Below are 17004 nucleotides of genomic sequence, written 5' to 3'. Positions count from 1 at the left end.
GGCTGTCCGCCACTGTTCGTCGGCTTTGTCACGCAGTCACACACTCACGCGCCCCCTCGACGCGAACTACTGGCGCGGCGGTTGCTGTACTTTGCTGCTGTACAGCACAACCTCACCGTGCTGGGGCTTCCCAGGGGTCGTAGCGCTTCAACGCCGTCTGTTCCGGCAGCCCGGGCCGCTTCGCCGCCCGGCGTCGCTCCCGGACTTCTACAGTCGACCGCGGCCGGTGGCCGGGACCGCCACAACCGCATGAGTGGGAGGTGAGGCAGGCACGCAGCGTCGCCCCAAGCAGGCCTCCATCACCACGGCGAACAGGGCCTGGTCGATCCGGCGGCGCTGTTCCAGGAGGGACGGGAAGAACGAGCCGGCCCGCAGCACCGGTGGCGACGGGCAGGCGCCGCAGAGCGACCATGGCCGCACGGGCCGGTCGCTGTCTTCGACGTCAACGAGCCGTGGGCGCGTGACCTCGCTACCGGGGCACCGGGCCTGTCGTCCTACCGGCGGGCTCCGGGCGGCGAGAGACGGTATGGAAGCAGCAGCACAACGCCCCGCACCGTCGTGTCCGTGCTCGCGTTGAGCATGCCTTCGTGCGGATGAAGCCTGGAAGATCGCCCGCGATTGCCGTCTGAAAAGAGATGGCGTCCACCATGCGATGCTCGGTATGGCCCTTCTGCGCGACCTTGCGCGAAGCACGTGTCCGCAACCGGAACGACCGTCCGTTCAGGCCTTGATGGGGGTCGGATCTGGACCAAAGCCGACCGAGTTCGCCTCGTCGGCCTTGGTGCGGATGGCGTGGACCCTCCAGCGACCGGCGGGCGGCGGGACAGCCCGGCGTGGACGGTGTTGGTGAGCCGCGCGCTGTCCGCTTGGGCATTGCTGCTTTGCTCATGGGGCTTTTGGCCTTCTGTCCTGCTGCGGGTGCCGATTGTCAAGCCAGGGTCGAGAACCGTTCCACCAGCGAGGCCACCAGTGCCACGAGCAGTGGCAGCGAGAAGAGGAAGCCGCTCTGCAGCCGGCGCTGCTGTCGCACACCGGGCGCCATCGCCACCCGCACGACCTCACGCACCACCAGCAGGAGGATCAGCGCCACGGCCGCCAGCGCACCCACCACCGACCACGGCGTCCATGTCACCCGCGGGCCGTTCGGCCCCGGATCGGCGTTCACCGGCTTGCCGTCCGGCTCCTTGCGCAGGGCATAGATCGTCGCGTCGTCGTTGGTGAAGACCCTCTTCAGCTCCTGGCGCTGGTCCAGGGTTCGGATGAGCCGGGTCTTCCAGGTCGCCGAGTAACCTGCGTTCAGTTCGAGAAGGACCGCCTGGCTCTCGTTGATCATCAGATACGAGCGGGGTCCTGCGTCCTTGAGCGCCTTGACCAGGTTCGACACCAGCATCGGATCGGTGGGCGCGAGGGTCGGGACGTAGTGCACCTTCTCCATGTCGCGCGCGCCCCACGGCAGGGCGGGCGTCACGTCGTGCGCCGTGTCTCTGCTCATCCACAACAGACGCACCGTCGGATCGTCGCGGGCATACACGTAGTCCATCGCCGCGACCTCGCCGGTCCGCACACGATCGAAGGACTCGTTGCCCCACCGCACCACCAGGAAGCCACCCATCAGCAACAAGCCCACCAGGAGCGCCGCCAGCGGGGCCGGCCCGACCCGGCCGCGGTTCCGCTCCGCCGCGGTGACACTCGTGTGTGGGAACAGCGCGAGACCGGCGAGCAGCGCCGCGCCGGGCAGGGCGAACATGAAGACGCGCAGCGCCATTTCGCCGCCGTAGGACTGCATGCCGAAGCCGAGGAACGGCGCGAAGGCGAGCACTGGTAGCGACCGCTCGCGATACTTGGCCTTGCGTCGGCGCCACCAGCCCCAGCAGGCCATCGCCATGACACCGCCGGCGAGCGCCAAGCGTGCGTACAGCACGCGCTTGTGGGCCGAGCTGCCGCCGTTGATGCGTCCGGACACCGATGAGGACACATTGCTGCCGACGCCACCGAAACCGCCGAACAGCTCGTTGAAGTGGCCCGACCAGTAAGGCTCGGCGACGAAGCCCACCCATACGGCGACCAGCACCGCGAACAGTATCGGAAGCCCGCGCAGTTCGCAGTGGCCGAGCAGCACAAGGGCGGTGAGGACGCCCAGCATCATGAAGGGCGTGAGCTGGTGGGCCGAGACGGTCGTCCCGAACAGGCCGATCACGACAAGCAGCAGCACCGTGCGCTGGCGGCGGTTGGTGGGCTTGACCTCCACCTCGCCCGGGCGCAGCCCGGTCCCCAGCACGTGCGGGGGCTGGAACCACACCAGCAGCATCGCGACGAAGACCAGATACAGCAGATAAGTGAAGCCCTGGGGGGAGAAGTAGTCCTGGCCGACCCAGTTGCCCATGACGAAGATCCAAGCGCCGGCCCACTTGGCGCGCCAGCCTGCCCGGATGGAACGCATCAGCAGGAACATCGGTGCCAGATAAAGGAGTTGCATGACGACCGGCCACCAGCGAATGACCTCGGTCATGTCCGTGACGCCGCATGCCTGGGCGACGAAGTCGGCCACGGCGAAGAAGCCGGGCCAGCTCCAGCGTGCGTCCAGGTAGGGCAGGGCGGAGCCCGTCCTGTCGATGTGTTCCAGGAAGCCGAGGTGCTGCCAGGCCGTCGCGAACCGCGGCTCGGTCTCAATGACCGCGGGCAGCGCGTGCAGCGACACCACGGTGGCAAGAAGCGCGGCCGGCAGCAGGAGCCGGTGCTGCCGGTCCATCCACAACAGCGAGGCGAAGACGACGGTCAACAGGGCGGCGCCCAGCAAGGTGGGCCCGGGCAGGACGGATACCAGCCCGAGCCCGTCCATGCGGTCAAGGTCGCGGTCGTGCAGGCCCAGCGCGGGCAGCCAGTACAACCCGAGCGCGGTGGCCAGCAGCACGGCCACCACGGTGCCGCCGGCCGTCACGCGCGCGTACCCGGCGCTGTGAGAGAACGGATCTTGCGACGCATTGCCCCGGGCCTGCTCGCCCTTCCTCGCATGCCGGCCCCCCTTCGCCCGGCGGACCTGCCAAGTCCGCCGGGCCTTCGGGGCGCACCCGGCCTGCAGGATTTTCCCGGACTGCCGAGCCTGCGGGGGTTCCTTCGCGCAGGAAGGCACCTCCGCCGCAGGAACACTCCCTGACCCCGGCGGCGCCTTTCCCTCCTCCCCGCCTTCCGGCTTGTCGAGGGGCGGGGGCGCCGCATGTGGTTCGTTCCGCGGGACGGGCAGCGCGAGGGAAGGCCTGCCGGCCCGCGTCGGCCGGTGGTCCGCGGCGTCCCCGTCCCGCCGCGGGCCGTTGGGCGAGGGCGTCCTGGAGGCAGGCGTGCCGGACCCTGGCTGCACCTCCGGTCTGCGCTCCAGGTGGTCGGCGTCGGGCTGGACACCGGGCGTCGGGGTGGTCGAGTCGAGGGAGGTACTCAGCGCCCGGGCCGGTCCGCGGTGCGTCACCCCCTCACGGGGCCGCGTCGCCGCGTCGGCGGTGTCCAGGTCGGCCGGTTTCCCGTCCAACGCCGCGGAAACGGCTGCGGGGGGGTCGGCCCGGACGATCCGGTAGAGCCCGGGCGCCGCGATGGCCACGATCACCGAGAGGCTGGAGACCTCCGCAACACCCGCACCGGTCAGGCCCATTCGGGGGAGCAGCAGTAGCGTCAGCCCCAACACCAGCACACACAGCAGGCCCTGGAGACAGGCGAGTCCGGAGGTGCGGCTCTGCGCGCGCAGCGCCGCGAAGTAGATCTCCATGACGACCCGCAGCAGCGCGCCGACCGCGAACCAGCGAAGCAGCGGGGTCGCCGCGTCCGCGTACCCCCCGCCGAACATGCCCAGGATGACCGGCGCGCCGAGGAACAGTCCCCCGCACACCGGCAGCATGATCCGCACCATCCGGCGCAGCGCCGCCCGGGTGTTCGCCGCGAGCCGCGCAGGGTCGTGCGAGCTCTCGACGGTCAGGGACGCGCCCATGTTGATGGCGAGCATATTGACCGTGCTGGTGATGGTCATGGCGATGTAGCAGTACGCGTTGTCGGCCGAGCTCACCTGGGCGGCGACGATCACTGGGACCAGGTTGACCACGGCGAGCGAGAACAGCGAGCCGGTGCAGTCGCCGGTCAGGAACCGGCCGATCTTGCGCAGCGTCGGCGGCTGGGTCTGGCCCTGCGTCGCCTTCATGTGCTGCGGCACAAGACGCCGGAGCACCAGCCAGCCGAGCGGCACGGCGGACGCGGCGATGGATGCCACCCACGACACGAAGACGCCGGTCGTGGGGAGGGCCGCCGCCAGGGCGACCAGCAGCCCCAGCTTCACCGCGGAGAACACGGTGTTGCCGACCGGCACCCACAGCGCGCTGCGGAGCCCCGTCAGCACGGCGTCCTGCAGCGTAAGCAGCGACCAGGCGACCACAGCGGCGATGAAGCCGAGGCCGCTGAGGAGCCCGTGCAGGAAGTGGTATGAGGGGCCCCATGCGTCGAGCGTCAGCAGGAAGGCAGCCGCGGCCAGCGCCACGATCACCGAACTGGCCGCGTAGGTACGGAAGATCAGACGGCTCGCGGTACGGCCCGCCACCGGAAGGAAGCGGGCCAGCGCGCCCGTGAGGGTTACCGCGGTGAGCCCCGCGAGGAACTTCATCGCTGCGATCGCCGCGGAGCCCCGGCCGACCGCGTCCTCCGTGTAGTAGCGCGCGGCGGCGAGCCAGAAGCCGAGGCCCAGCACCGCGCTGATTCCGGTGTTGAGTATCAGCGCATAGGCGTTGTGGAACAGTTGGTTGCCGCCGCCAGAACCCCCGCCCCGTTCGAGTGGACGCAGCTTCCGGCCGGCTGTCGGCTGTGGCTCGGCCGTGGGGGCCACGGAGGGATCGGAGGAATCAGTCCGGGCGGTGGTCGCGTCAGACACGGGTCCAGGTTGCCTTCCGGTAAATCTTTCGGACTCCGCGGACCACGGCGTACCCCTTTGTGAGGGCACGGTCCCCGGCGAACGTACGGGCGATGGCCCGGCCGCGGGCAAGCCGTGCGAACTCGTCGATCCCGGTGGTGCGGCGAACAGTCACGCGCCGCAGTGCGTACGGTCCCTGTCGGCACCGCGCCAGGGCATTGCCGACCGCGAGGGACTGCGTGAATCCGGCCTCGCGCACGGCGCGACGCACCCTGCGGCTCGAATACCCGTACGGGTACGCGAACGAGGCGGGCCGGGTGCCGAGTTCGTCGGCCACGATCTCCTTGCAGCGCAGCAGCTCCCACCAGAGCGCCTCGTCCCCGAGCTGGTCCAGCTGCGGGTGCGTATGGCTGTGCCCGCCGACCTCCACTCCGGCGTCGGCGAGTGCGCGCACTTGGTCCCAGTCGAGCATGGTGTCGAGGCCGCCGCCTGTGTCGTGGGCGCCCCGGATCCAGCCGGTCGAGACGAACAGCGTGGAGACGAAGCCGTACTTGGCGAGCACGGGCAGGGCGTGCCGGTGCACACCTTCGTAGCCGTCGTCGAAGGTGATCAAGACCGGGCGCCGCGGCAACGGCCGCGAGGACCGCCAGGCGGCGACGAGTTGCGCCGTGGTGAGCGGCGTGAATCCGCCGTCCCCGAGCAGCGCCATCTGCTCGGCGAACGCCTCGGGTGCCACGGACAGGGCGCGGGTGGCGAGGTTCGGCGTGTGCGCGACGGAGTGGTACATGAGGATGGGCACGGGTAGGTTCACGCGGCACCGCCTTCGTCCGGGACACGAGGTGCGGTCCCATGGCCGGGCCTGGTGGGCCGACGGCGCGAACAGGCCCGGATGGGGCGTTCGAGCGTGGCGCCGCGGACCTGATCCCGTGCGGATACGAGCCACAGTCGGCTGGAAGCGCGTCTGACCCTGCTCATGCTGCCCCCTTGCTGTCCGGGCTCTCCCCGGCCGCCGCGACGCGGAACGCGACGCGGAACGCGACGCCGCCCCTGCGCGCACGGAAGCTGCCGACCACATATCCGCCGGCCGCCGAGGCAACCCCGGCGACGATCGCTCCCGCCTGGCCCGCGCCGCCGGGGCGGGCCAGCAGGGCGTCGCGCAGTCCGCGGGCCACCCCGGCGGGCAGCACCCGGGTGGTGTAACGGCGCTCGGACTCGAGGCCCTTGTCGGCGCCGACGCTGCGTGCCACCAGTGCCTTGGACAGGCCTTCGGCGTAGGTGCGGGTGCGGAAGTACGCGAAGTGCTCGCGCGGCTCGGGCACCCGGTGGTGGATGACCGCGCGGTCGTCGATCAGCAGGATCGCGTCGGGTCTGGCCCGGCTGAGGCGGATGCACAGCTCCGTCTCCTCGCAGCCCAGCGGGCGCTTGTCGCCGTCGCGTCCGATGCCGGTGGCGAAGCCGCCCGCCGCGTCGAACGCGCCGCGCCGGAAGGAGGCGTTGCCGCCGAGCACGTTGCGCACCCGGACCCGGCCCGGCGGCAGTCCCTTGTACGTGCAGCCCACCACCCAGTCGAACTCCTCCGGGAACCAGGCCGGCCGGCGGCCCGACGCCCAGACGGGCACCGTACGGCCGCCCACCGCCATCACCCTCGGGTCGGCGTACCCCTCGGCGAAGTGCCGCAGCCAGTCCCGCTCGGCCACCGCGTCGTCGTCGAGGAAGGCGATGACCTCGCCGCGGGAGGCGGCGATGCCCGTGTTGCGGCCGGCGGACAGGCCGCGGGGGCCCGCGTTGGCGAGCACCCGCACGTCCCCGGCCTCCTTGTACTCCTGAGCCAGCCGGTCCAGGAGCTCCTGGTTGTGGTCCACGACCAGCAGCGTCTCGCGCGCCGGACGGGACTGCGCCCGCACCGAGGAGACCGCCGCGAGGATGTCCTCCCAGCGGTCCTCGGTGTAGACGCAGATCACCACGGAGATGTCCGTGTTGCTCAAGACATCTCTCCCTGAACGGATTTGAGCGCCACCGCGTGCGGCCGCCGGCGCAGCGCACGCCGGTTGGAGCGTTCCTTGAGGATGACGTTCAGCACCCGGAATCCGTCCCGCACCGCGCGCAGGTTGCTGGCGCCGTGGATGCGGAGGTACTCGTGACTGGGGATCTCCTGCACCTTGAGCCCGGCCTTGACCACTCTGATGTTCATCAGGGTCTCCACCTCGAAGCCCGTGCAGTCCAGCTCGATCTTGTCCAGGCAGTGCCGCCAGAAGGCGTTGTACCCGTAGCACAGGTCGGTGTAGCGGGCGCCGAACTTGGCGTTGACGATCGCGCACAGCACCCGGTTGCCCAGCTTGCGGATCGGCGTCATGTCCGAGGTGCCGCCACCGTTGGCGAACCGCGAGCCCTTCGCGAAATCGGCACCGGAGACCAATGCGGAGACATAAGACACGATCTCCTGACCGTCCGCCGAGCCGTCTGCGTCGACTATTACGATGATATCGCCGGTGCAGGCCTTGAAGCCGGTAGTCAGCGCGTCGCCCTTGCCCTTGCCGATCTGGCGGATCACCTTGGTACTTGGCCATAGCTCTCGAGCTACCTCAACCGTGCTGTCGGTGGAATTGCCGTCCACCAGCACCACTTCATGAATCCACTCCGGAAGTCTCTTGAAGACGTACGGGAGATTCTTCGCCTCATTCATGGCGGGGATCACCACACTCACCGGTGGCGCAATCGCGAGGTGGGGAGAGATCGGATGATACTGCCCCGGAATTAGTGCGTTCGCGATCTCAGGAGTCTTGCCGCCTGAGGGCGGCGGCACAGGCGGGTCTTGGCCCGGTGCCGTCCGGCGGACATCAGAACTCACAATACCGTCCTCTCTTCCGATGGACCGCCCACGCTTGGGCGATCCGGCTCCTCGTCCGGCTTGCGACTCGCGTCCAGTTCGCGCATGCCGAGCATGGCGGTTCCTTACGTGAAGGGCATGGACGGGCGGACGGGCGGAGTCGGATCCCGGGAGCGTCCATTCGCTCCGGACGATCCGTCCAGCGACTTTGGACAATAGTGGGGCGGGTGGTTCCAGGCAGAGCGACTCGCGGAGATCGTTTCTCGATTTCTCCAGCCGTGGACGGTGAGCAAACATTCAGCGAGTAATCGCAGTGTGATGGCCGCTGGTGACGCCCGGCGAGCGGGACTGTGTGGCGGCGTGGTTGGATCTTGCGGTGGCGGATCCTGAGTCGCTGCCGCGGGAGGAACTCGTCGTGCTCACCCCGGCGTCGGGACGCGCAGATCCGGGCGCCGGCCGCGCCGGCGCCGCAACAGGTAACGTTCGCCCTTCGGTGAAGTGTCATTCGATTGCCGTAGTGGGCGCACCGGACGGCCGGAATGATCACGTGGCCGAGCGTGTGCGGGTCCGGGAGATCGATGACGACGAGGGCAGGCGGTTGCTGCGGATCGTCCGCAGGGGCACCGGTTCGGTGGTGACCTGGTGGCGGGCCCGGAGGGTGCTGTTATCCGCGCAGGACATGCCCGTGACGAAGATCGCCGAGGTGGCCCTCACCAGCGACGACCGGGTCCGGGATGTGATCCACGACTTCAACGCCGATGGGTTCGACTCGCTCTGTCCGAGGTACAAGGGCGGTCGGCCGAAGTGAAGTTGCCCCGGTCTGACAGACACCGATGGGCTTGCGAGCTTGACGGTGCGCCAATGCCGATCACCGATTACGCCTGAGGTCGTGGTCTTCTGCTCGAGGCGTTCGTAGGAGGTCCGGCCGTCGAGGCCTCCGTGGGGGCGATGGTAGTCGTAGCAGCCCTCCCACTCGCGCAGTTTGTCGTTGAGGACCTCGGCGTCGTCGATGATGACGTCGTCGAGCAGCCGGTGGAACGCCGACCTCGAGCGCAGCCCGCCCCTGCACCGCCGAGCCCGTGACCAAGCCCAACTCGCCGCCGAAGCTTGCTGGTTCTTCCATGCCGCGAACGCCAGTCGCACGTCGTCCGCGGCTACGTACGGTCGTCGGCGTGTCTGAGCGGCACGATTGGTAAATTTCTTGACAATCTGGTTCAAGTACTCGGATCTGCCTCGAACATGTATGGAGGAACGTATGCGACACCGGAAGCGACGCCCGTGACAGCCGACGTGTCTGCGCGACCTCTCAGGTTTCTTTCAGGTCGTGGTCGGGGCAGGTGGGCCGTGAACGCCGGGAGCATTGGGGGGGAGTCCGTGGTGGGGTCCGGGTTCGCGATCGACCCTGCCGTACCGGGGCTGATCGTGAAGATCGGGAACTATCCGCTGCACCATGGCGGGGTGGGAGCGATCCGCAGCCTGGGGAGGCTCGGGGTTCCCATGTACGCCATCACCGAGGACCGCTGCACGCCCGCCGCCGCATCCCGCTACCTGAGCGGGCGGTTCGTCTGGCCGACCACCGGGCAGGAGCCGGCGGAGCGGCTGGTCGAGGGGCTGCGCAGGATCGGCCGCCGGATCGGGCGCCCCACGGTGCTGATCCCGTCCGACGAGGAGGCGGCCGTGCTCGTCTCCGAGCACGCCGACGAGCTGGCCGAGTTCTTCCTCTTCCCGCGTGTGGAGGATCCGGGCCTGGTCCGGCGGCTGGCCAGCAAGCAGGGGCTGCACGAGCTGTGCGTGCAGTACGGGGTGCCCTCACCGCAGGCGGCCTTCCCCGACTCGTACGAGGACATCGAGGAGTTCGCCGCCGGCGCCTGCTTCCCGATCGTCGCCAAGAACCGGGAGGCATTCGAGCGGCGCCGTACCCCGGCCGTGCCGGGCACCACGCGGATCGAGGGGCCGCGAGAGCTGCTGGAGCTCGCGCGCGGCTGGGGGTCCAAGCCCGGGGTGATCCTGCAGGAGTACCTGCCCCGGGAGGAGGCGGAGGACTGGATCGTGCACGCGTACTTCGGCGCGGACGCGGCCGGGCCAGTGATCTTCACCGGGGTCAAGGTCCGCTCCTGGCCACCGCACGCCGGGATGACGGCCTGCGCGTATGTCGTCGCCAATCCCGAACTCGCAGAACTGGCATCCCAGTTCTGCAAGAGCGTCGGCTTCCAGGGCATCGCCGACCTCGACTGGCGCTACGACCGCCGGGACGGCCGCTACAAGCTGCTGGACTTCAACCCGCGCATGGGCGCCCAATTCCGGCTCTTTGAGTCGGTGGCCGGGATCGATGTCGTACGTGCCCAGCATCTCGATCTCACCGGGCGCGAGATCCCGCGCTCCGGGCAACGGGAGGGCCGCCGCTTCGTCGTCGAAAACATCGACCTGCCCGCGCTCCTCGCCTACCGCCGCAGCGGCTACACCACGCCGCACGCACCCGCCCGTGTCAGCGGCACCGAACTGGCCTGGCTGGCGGCGGACGATCTCAAGCCGTTCGTCACCATGCTCGCCCGCTTCGTGCGGCCGGGAGCCAAGCACCTGCTGCAGATGTACCGGTCACGACGTTGAACCACGACGCGACGGGGCCCCTCATGACGACGCCCGTAGCCGTTGTCGGAGCCGGCCCCCACGGCCTCTCCACTGTTGCCGGTCTGCGTGAAACAGCCTTTCAGATCACTTGGAAAAACGCTTCCCGCATTCCTTCCGCGTTCTGACGGTCCCGGGAGGCTGCGCGACATTGAAGTCCGGCATAGGACACTTCGGGGTGAAATCGTCAATGCAAACCACCGGCATCAAGCCACCGGCACCAGACACCCGGCGGCTCTCGCAACCTTGGGGGAGAGGCCTGCTGCTCGCAGGCGCGGCCGCCACCGGAGGGGTAGGCGCGGTTCTTGCTTTCACCGACGTGAACTCGCCGCTGCGTGGCCCGTTCATGCTTTTCTTCCTCCTCGCGGCACCGACAGCCGCCATCGGAGCCGCCCTGCACGGCCTGGAACCGGCCGGCCGCCTCGTGGTGGCCCTGGCAGGGGCGTTCGCGGTCAACCTCCTCGTGGCCCAGGCGATGCTCGCTGCGCACAGGTGGTCTCCCTGGGGCGGGGTCGCAGCCGTCGCCGCACTGAGCCTGCTCATTTTCCTGCTGGTACTGGTACAGCGGCTGCGCAGCCGTACGGCGAGAAGGCGGGCCTCATGACGCGGACATCAGCATCTGTTCACCGCCCCTCGCACGGTGGATTTTCGACCGGCGGAGCAGGGCCGCCGAACGTGTGTATACCCGCGGGAGCCGTATGACTCAAGTTCAGCGCCACGGGTGTAAGCGCCCTTGCGCTGTGGAGCGTGGTGGCCCGGAGATCTCCTTGGTGCTGACGCATCCCCTATAGGGATGTCATGCGGCAGATTTGTCGTCCTCCATGAAAGCCCTTGAACGAGACGGGAACTGAGATGGCTCGGCAGGATCGCGCCGTCTCGTGCTGCAGCGACCTGATCGGCGGGATGTGCACTGAGAACCGGAGGACCGGCGGTATACCGGCACCGCCGAGTATCAGGACATTCCCGGTGCCGATCCTCCCAGCATGCCGGCCGCCGCCGGGTCGGCTCGCTCGTTCAGCCCCGCAGCCCCGGAGGCAGCGTTCCACCGCTCCGCCTTCCCCACCGCCACCGGCCCGCCGGGGACACCCGTCCACGCGGATACCCCGTATGGGTCAGGAACGCCTCGATCACCTTCTGCGCGGGCCGGTGCGGCCGCACCGCCATCAGCACCGCGTCGTCTCCGTTCGGCAGTGGCGGTGCCACCAGAGCGACTTCGTCGCCGGACCGCAGACGCAGCACCACTCCCCGCAGTCGGTGCTCGTCCCCGGGCACGGTGCGCAGGCGCGCGTGCATCTGGTCCTGAGCTGGGGAGTACAGCTGTACGCGGGCCAGCAGTGCCCCGTGCTTGAACTCCTCCCAACGGCCAAGCCCAAGGCTGCGGAACGGCGGCTCCTGCCATGGCCGCAGCGCGTCCAGACGTTCCAGCAGACGCCGCAGGAAGTTCCGGACCGACGGCTCGTCATGCGGCTGCCAGGACAGGTCGTTCTTCCAGGCATCCACGGCGAGTGCCGCCTCGATCCCGGCGTACTGCTCTTCTACGGTGAGATCGTAGAACGGCTGCTCCAGGATCATGCGACTGATGCGCTCGACTTCCTCATCGCCCAGTTCCCGGCTGAACTGCAGGCAGTAAAGGATCGCTTCAAGTATCCCGGAATTCATGCGCACAGTATGACCACCCGACTCTCCGCCCAGGGGCCGGTTCGAAGCGGCGGGCGGGGCGGTGACAGTCAGAGCCTGCTCGGTGCCCGGAATCTCGTCGACGGGGCGGTTCCGCGCGGTCGAACGGGCAACCATTCCCCAAGTGATCGGGGAACACCAGGCCGTAGTACCCCGGTACCACCTGCCGGGCACTGCTTCCTCCGGGCTCACACGTCCCAGTCTCCAGGTGTCCACGATCAAGGGGAAGCTTCACCCCGCGCTCACCCGCCGTCTCCTGCACGAGTTCGCCCGTCTCGTGCCACTCGGCGGTGACGGCTCCGCCGAGGACCCGCGCTTGAGTTCCCTCACCAACCGTGAGTGCGAGATCCTCGTCGCCGTCGGCAAGGGCTGGAGCAACGGCGAGATCGCCGCCCGTTTCGTCCTGTCGGAGTCCATGGTGAAGACTCATGCTGGCTGCGTCCTGGCCAAGATCGGCGCACGCGACCGCATCCAGGCGGTGATCTTCGCCTATGACCACGGCCTGGCTCGGCCTCATGGGTGCTGAGCGGCGGGTTCGTGTCGGCAACAGTGACGCATCTCCGGCAAGTGTCAGAACACTCCGCCCATGCGAGCTGATTCCCTGGCGGCGCTTTGCCCCACCTGGCCATGGCCTCACCTGTCGGTGATCCCGGAGAGCCATGCCGTGTCCTCCGGGCCCGGCGCTTCGAGGCCCGGCGCGGGCAGCCGGCGGACCTCGCCCGTTCGCAGGGCGACCGTGGCCCGTGGCCGCATCGGCCCGTCGCCCCTGCGTGAGAGCAGGACGAGTTCCCAGACCGTCGCCGTCATGGCGTCGAGCCGGGTGGCGCAGTCGGCGGTGACTCGCCGCGGATCCCGGGTCCGGCCCAGGGACAGATGCGGGGTGAAGTTCCTGGCGGACCCACTGCAGCGCGGGAACCGCTGCCGCAGTACGCGGTGCAGGTCCGCCCACGGCGCCTTGCCGGCTGCCGTCGGGTCGAGCCACACGGTGAAGTACGCCCTGTGCCGGAAGGTGCGCACCCCGTCCAGCCGGGCGGTGAAGACCGGCGTCTCGGCCGTCGCCGCGGCGAGCAGCGGGGCAGCCCGCTCGAAGTCGGACTCCGGCACGAAGCCGAAGAGCACATTGACGTGCGGCGGCCACCGGTGGATCTGCGGATCGTAATCCCGGCGGATGTCCTGGACCGGCGGCCACAGCTCCGCAGGCGGGATCCAGGCCACCGCCGTGCGGGCCGTCGGGGACACGTCGAGGACGCCGACGGGCTCGCCCCTGCCGGAGCTCGTGCCGAAGCTCAGGTCCGCTTGCGGGCCCCGCACCCGGCCGGCGCCCGACGCGTCGATGCGGTCCACGCCCGTGGCCCGGTCCCAGACCACCTCGCCGTCCGCCTCGATGAACACCACCCGGTGCCACGGGATGTCGCCCCCGGGCACGAAGGAAGACAGCGGGATGCGTTTGAGGCCGCCTCCGCGCTGGCTGATCCCCAGCACGAACCGGGCCGGGTCGAACCGCGGGTCCCAGCGGACCCGGTGATAGATCTCGTCGCTGGTTCGCATCACGCCTCCTCTCCCGCCTTCACCCCTCTCTTCCTCCAGGGTGCCGCCCGTCTTCCTCCAAGGTGCCGCCCGCCCTGCCCTCGACGGTTGTTCCGCTCGCACCGCGACGCATCAGGTGCGGTGCGTGATGGTGCCGGCGTATGCCGGGGCGAGTCGTCTCGTCAGGAGCTGATCCCACCCGACACCGTGCCGCGATGGCACCGCGACCCGGTCAAGCAGCGTCACGCCCGCACCCGCCGGCCGAAGAGGCCGGGCCGATGCCCTGGTCCTTCGGCCTCGCCGGCGTCCTGGCGCAGAGGTACGGGCGTGCGAGCAGCAGGCCGGTGCCGGTCAGGGCGATGCCGAAGTAGACCGGCGCGAGGTGGACGAAGTCCGTGTAGTGGATCACGCCGTGCACCGCGACAGCCGGCAGGAAGCCGGCGGCCGCCGCCGCGGTCAGGGTCCAGAACACCCAGGTCTCACCCCGCCGCCAGCCCCACGCGCTGAGCAGGACGATCGCCACCGCCGCGGCCATCAGGGCGCCGCCGAACCCCGCGCGGTCGTGCGCGACGAACGGCACGAGCCGGGGATTCACAGCTTCCAGCGCCTGCGTGCTGGTGCCCAGGAAGGCCAGGTCGGTCGGCACGAAGACACCGGTCAGACCGACCACCGAGATCACCGCTCCGCCGACGAACAGCCCCGCTCCCGTGACGATCAGCAGCAGCTGGCCGACCAGCGCCCGTCGGCGCTCCGGCTCCGGCCCCTCGGGCGCCAGGCGCCACCGCGGCGCGTGCGGGGTCCGGCGGACCGCGGCCACGAACATCGGGAAGAGCACGAGGGCGGTGGCCGTGTGCAGGGGTTCCACGAAGCCGGTGGCCAGGAAGTAGAACAAGGTGGGGAAGCCGATCGCCCCCGAGAGCAGATACGCGTCGCGGGCCCAGGGCCGGCCGCGCCTGATCCCGCCCACGGCGAGACCGGTGTAGAGGGCGCCGATCGCCACCATCGTGCCGGCCATGGTGATCCGGTCGTGCTGGAGGAAGTGCACGAGGTGGTGGTTGGCGGCGTGCAGTTCGTGCAGCGTCATGCCGAGGTAGTCGCGGTCGTACCGGAGCAGCACCGGACCGAGCGTGATCGCCGCGGCGCCCAGTCCGGCGCCCGTCATACCGAGCCCGACGAGCAGCCCCCACCACCAGGCGGGCCAGCGGCGGGGATCGCGGCCGACGTCCCGCAGCACCGGAGCGGGCGCTGTGGGCGTGGCTGCCTCGGTGACCCGTGCGAACCAGCCGGGTCCGGCCTCGACGAGCACCCCGGGCCGGGCGAGCACGACGGCGTCCGGCTCCTCGAGCGCGGCGGCCGCGGCGGTGACCGACGGGTCGGACACATGGACCACGTGCGGGTCGTCGCCGCTCGTGAACCCGTCGACATGGGGCTTGAGGGCGGCCTCGGCCTCCGGGTCGCAGGCGCGGACGACCAGCGGGATCGAGCGGCCGGCAGCGGCCTCGCGCACGGTCTCCGCGTCGGCCGCCGAGACGGGCGCCACCTCGACGACACCGGCCCCGAGCGGTGGCATGGCGCGTACCGCCTCGCGGGCGAGCGAGGGCGGGACGGACAGGCCGAGGCGGACGGTCACGGGCACACCGGCGATCTCGCCGGCGAGCCGCTCCGGCGGATGGCGGTGGCCGAACCCCCGGGCGATCAGCCGCGCGCCGGCGGGACGGGAGCCGATCGAGGCCAGCAGCCGCAGTGCGGTCCGCTGCGAACGGCGGCGGCCGAGGACGGCGGCGGCCAGGCCGCGCAGCGGGTGATACGTCCAGTCCGGCATCAGTGGCTCCCGCCCTCCGTCGCGCTCACCCGGTCACCGGGCGCGGTCCAGCCGAGCACCGGCGTCATGGAACGCAGCGTCGCCCGCGTCGGCGTCAGCCGGGCGGCCGCGTCACGCAGCAGCACCGCGGGCGGCCACGACAGCTGGCCGACCGCGCCGAGCCGGGCGGAGCGGCGCGTGATGGCCTGGGTCCGCGGGCGGCGCAGCACGTCGTACGAGCGGAGCGCGGCGGCCACGTCCGGGGTGGCGTCGAGACAGTGGGCGAGGGTGACCGCGTCCTCCAGCGCCTGGCACGCGCCCTGGCCCAGATTGGGGGTCATGGCATGGGCCGCGTCGCCCAGCAGCGCGACCCGGCCGCGGACGAAGGAGGACAGCGGCGGCAGGTCGTACAGGTCGTGCCGGAGCACCGCGTCCGCGGGGACGGCGGCCAGCAGGGCGGGGACGGGATCCGGCCAGGACCCGAACCGGCGCAGCAGTTCGGCGTGCTCGGACGGCCCGGAGACCGTTCCCTCCGGCAGTGACGCGGTCGCGAAGCAGTACAACCGCCCGCCCGGCAGCGCCGTGTAGCCGAACCTCGCCCCGCGGCCCCAGGTCGCCGCGCCCTCGGAGGGCGGCTCGGCGAGAGGCTCGGTGACCATGCGCCAGGCGGTGTAACCGGCGTACCGGGGGCCGGCCGCGTCGGGCCACAGGGCACGGCGGACCGCACTGCGCAGCCCGTCGGCGCCGACCACGAGGTCGGACCGGGACTCGCCCCTTCGGTGATCGACGACCACGCGGTGGCCGTCGTCGCGCACCGCGGACACCTCGCTGCCCGACCGCAGACCATCGGCGGGCAGCGCCTCGGTGAGCACCCGCAACAGGTCCGCGCGGTGCAGGACCACCAGGGGATGACCGAAGCGGCGAGCCAGCTCCGCGTTGTCCGTACGGGACAGCCAGCGGCCCCGGCGGTCGCGTACGCCGCCCGTGGCCTCGACGGCGCCGAGTGCCCGGACGGCACCGGCCAGGCCGAGCACCTCGAGCGCGCGCAGTGCGTTCGGCCACAGGGAGATGCCGGCGCCGATCTCGGTGAACTCCGGGGCTCGTTCCAGCACCTCGACGCGCCAGCCCCGGCGGTGCAGGGCGATGGCCGCCGCAAGGCCGCCGATCCCACCGCCGACGATGGTCGCGGCGCGCTGCGGCATGGGTCCTCGCTCCGGGTTCGGGGGCACCGCCCCCGGTCAAGTGGCCGTCGATCCGGTGCCCGAGCGGCATGCGACAAGGCGCAGGTCCAACTGAGCAGCGCCTCATGGCAACATGCCGACAGACGCATGTCAACGTGCCGAGGGGCGAACCGGCCGTCACGGCCGGCAGCCTTTCGGACCCGGCCGCGCAGCCGGTCGTGCGGTTCGCCGATCAGGTCCTCGTCCCGCCGGCGCCGCCAGAAGGCGTGACGCGGTCCCCCGCGGGGAAGTCCGCGGGCATCGCCCGCCGTCCGAGGGGGCGCGGTCGGCCAGGACGAGGACCTGCCGGGACAGGCAGGCGTGCACCACGCCGTGGGCGCGGGCCGCGGTCAGGTCGCGCGTGGGGCCGGGCGGCGCCCGCGAGAACCACGGTGGTCTGCCGTTCGCGCCGGCGGGAACTCGGTCACTTCTTCGAGCGGCACACGGT

At 70.6% G+C, this 17004-nt stretch carries 10 protein-coding genes and 6 pseudogenes; 5 read left to right on the top strand and 11 right to left on the bottom strand.

The window, feature by feature from the left end; genetic code table 11:
• Nucleotides 1–291: 291 nt before the first annotated feature.
• Nucleotides 292–381, bottom strand: a pseudogene (locus ACX25U_RS06145) (transposase); the annotation flags it as partial.
• A gap of 89 nt (nt 382–470) precedes the next feature.
• On the opposite strand from ACX25U_RS06145, the pseudogene ACX25U_RS06140 reads away from it, so the two are divergent.
• Nucleotides 471–685 (top strand): annotated as a pseudogene (locus tag ACX25U_RS06140) (transposase); the annotation flags it as partial.
• A gap of 243 nt (nt 686–928) precedes the next feature.
• Here the strand turns inward: ACX25U_RS06140 and ACX25U_RS06135 are convergent.
• From ACX25U_RS06135 to ACX25U_RS06120, 4 genes are all read right to left on the bottom strand, one after another.
• Nucleotides 929–4900, bottom strand: a complete 3972-nt coding sequence (locus tag ACX25U_RS06135) for a lipopolysaccharide biosynthesis protein (RefSeq protein WP_454389512.1) — start codon at nt 4898–4900, stop codon at nt 929–931.
• Nucleotides 4893–5666: a polysaccharide deacetylase family protein gene (locus ACX25U_RS06130; RefSeq protein WP_454394118.1), complete on the bottom strand. Its 774-nt coding sequence runs from the start codon at nt 5664–5666 to the stop codon at nt 4893–4895. The genes ACX25U_RS06135 and ACX25U_RS06130 overlap by 8 nt, the downstream gene beginning before the upstream one ends.
• A 184-nt stretch (nt 5667–5850) precedes the next feature.
• The gene (locus tag ACX25U_RS06125; RefSeq protein ID WP_454389511.1) at nt 5851–6864 is read right to left on the bottom strand and encodes a glycosyltransferase family 2 protein; all 1014 of its coding nucleotides are present in this window, start codon (nt 6862–6864) and stop codon (nt 5851–5853) included.
• Complete coding sequence (locus tag ACX25U_RS06120; protein ID WP_454394116.1) at nt 6861–7682, bottom strand: glycosyltransferase family 2 protein; 822 nt, start codon at nt 7680–7682, stop codon at nt 6861–6863. The genes ACX25U_RS06125 and ACX25U_RS06120 overlap by 4 nt, the downstream gene beginning before the upstream one ends.
• A gap of 571 nt (nt 7683–8253) precedes the next feature.
• Between ACX25U_RS06120 and ACX25U_RS06115 the strand changes: the two are divergent.
• A pseudogene (locus tag ACX25U_RS06115) lies at nt 8254–8511 on the top strand (helix-turn-helix domain-containing protein); the annotation flags it as partial.
• Nucleotides 8512–8591: 80 nt separating this feature from the next.
• Here ACX25U_RS06115 and ACX25U_RS06110 read toward each other — a convergent pair.
• Nucleotides 8592–8744: pseudogene (locus tag ACX25U_RS06110) on the bottom strand (IS481 family transposase); the annotation flags it as partial.
• A 339-nt stretch (nt 8745–9083) separates the two neighbouring features.
• Between ACX25U_RS06110 and ACX25U_RS06105 the strand changes: the two are divergent.
• Entirely contained in the window at nt 9084–10313 is a 1230-nt protein-coding gene (locus ACX25U_RS06105) for a carboxylate--amine ligase (protein ID WP_454389510.1), read from the top strand.
• A 337-nt stretch (nt 10314–10650) separates the two neighbouring features.
• The gene (locus tag ACX25U_RS06100) at nt 10651–10935 is read left to right on the top strand and encodes a hypothetical protein (protein WP_454389509.1); all 285 of its coding nucleotides are present in this window, start codon (nt 10651–10653) and stop codon (nt 10933–10935) included.
• Nucleotides 10936–11345: 410 nt separating this feature from the next.
• On the opposite strand, the gene ACX25U_RS06095 is transcribed toward ACX25U_RS06100, so the two are convergent.
• Complete coding sequence (locus tag ACX25U_RS06095; RefSeq protein ID WP_454389508.1) at nt 11346–12125, bottom strand: hypothetical protein; 780 nt, start codon at nt 12123–12125, stop codon at nt 11346–11348.
• A gap of 118 nt (nt 12126–12243) precedes the next feature.
• On the opposite strand from ACX25U_RS06095, the pseudogene ACX25U_RS06090 reads away from it, so the two are divergent.
• Nucleotides 12244–12534, top strand: a pseudogene (locus ACX25U_RS06090) (response regulator transcription factor); the annotation flags it as partial.
• A 107-nt stretch (nt 12535–12641) separates the two neighbouring features.
• On the opposite strand, the gene ACX25U_RS06085 reads toward ACX25U_RS06090, so the two are convergent.
• The 4 genes and pseudogenes from ACX25U_RS06085 to ACX25U_RS06070 all read right to left on the bottom strand — a co-directional run.
• Complete coding sequence (locus tag ACX25U_RS06085; RefSeq protein ID WP_454389507.1) at nt 12642–13556, bottom strand: RNA repair domain-containing protein; 915 nt, start codon at nt 13554–13556, stop codon at nt 12642–12644.
• Between the two features lie 211 nt (nt 13557–13767).
• The gene (locus ACX25U_RS06080; RefSeq protein ID WP_454389506.1) at nt 13768–15357 is read right to left on the bottom strand and encodes a hypothetical protein; all 1590 of its coding nucleotides are present in this window, start codon (nt 15355–15357) and stop codon (nt 13768–13770) included.
• On the bottom strand, nt 15357–16538 hold the full coding sequence (locus tag ACX25U_RS06075; protein ID WP_454389505.1) for an FAD-dependent monooxygenase: 1182 nt from the start codon (nt 16536–16538) through the stop codon (nt 15357–15359). Before ACX25U_RS06075 ends, ACX25U_RS06080 begins: the two co-directional genes overlap by 1 nt.
• Before the next feature lie 267 nt (nt 16539–16805).
• Nucleotides 16806–16979 (bottom strand): annotated as a pseudogene (locus ACX25U_RS06070) (IS5/IS1182 family transposase); the annotation flags it as partial.
• Between the last annotated feature and the right edge of the window lie 25 nt (nt 16980–17004).

The sequence above is a fragment of the Streptomyces sp. JNUCC 63 genome (genome assembly GCF_054366325.1).
The sequence above is the reverse complement of the archived record's forward strand: the minus strand, read 5'-3'. Positions and strand labels throughout refer to the sequence as shown.

Excerpts from the sequence above, each read along its gene's own strand:
- ACX25U_RS06085 (WP_454389507.1), bottom strand. The coding sequence starts at position 13,556 with ATGCGAACCAGCGACGAGATCTATCACCGGGTCCGCTGGGACCCGCGG.
- ACX25U_RS06095 (WP_454389508.1), bottom strand. The coding sequence starts at position 12,125 with ATGGTTGCCCGTTCGACCGCGCGGAACCGCCCCGTCGACGAGATTCCG.
- ACX25U_RS06130 (WP_454394118.1), bottom strand. The coding sequence starts at position 5,666 with ATGTACCACTCCGTCGCGCACACGCCGAACCTCGCCACCCGCGCCCTG.
- ACX25U_RS06075 (WP_454389505.1), bottom strand. The coding sequence starts at position 16,538 with ATGCCGCAGCGCGCCGCGACCATCGTCGGCGGTGGGATCGGCGGCCTT.
- ACX25U_RS06080 (WP_454389506.1), bottom strand. The coding sequence starts at position 15,357 with ATGCCGGACTGGACGTATCACCCGCTGCGCGGCCTGGCCGCCGCCGTC.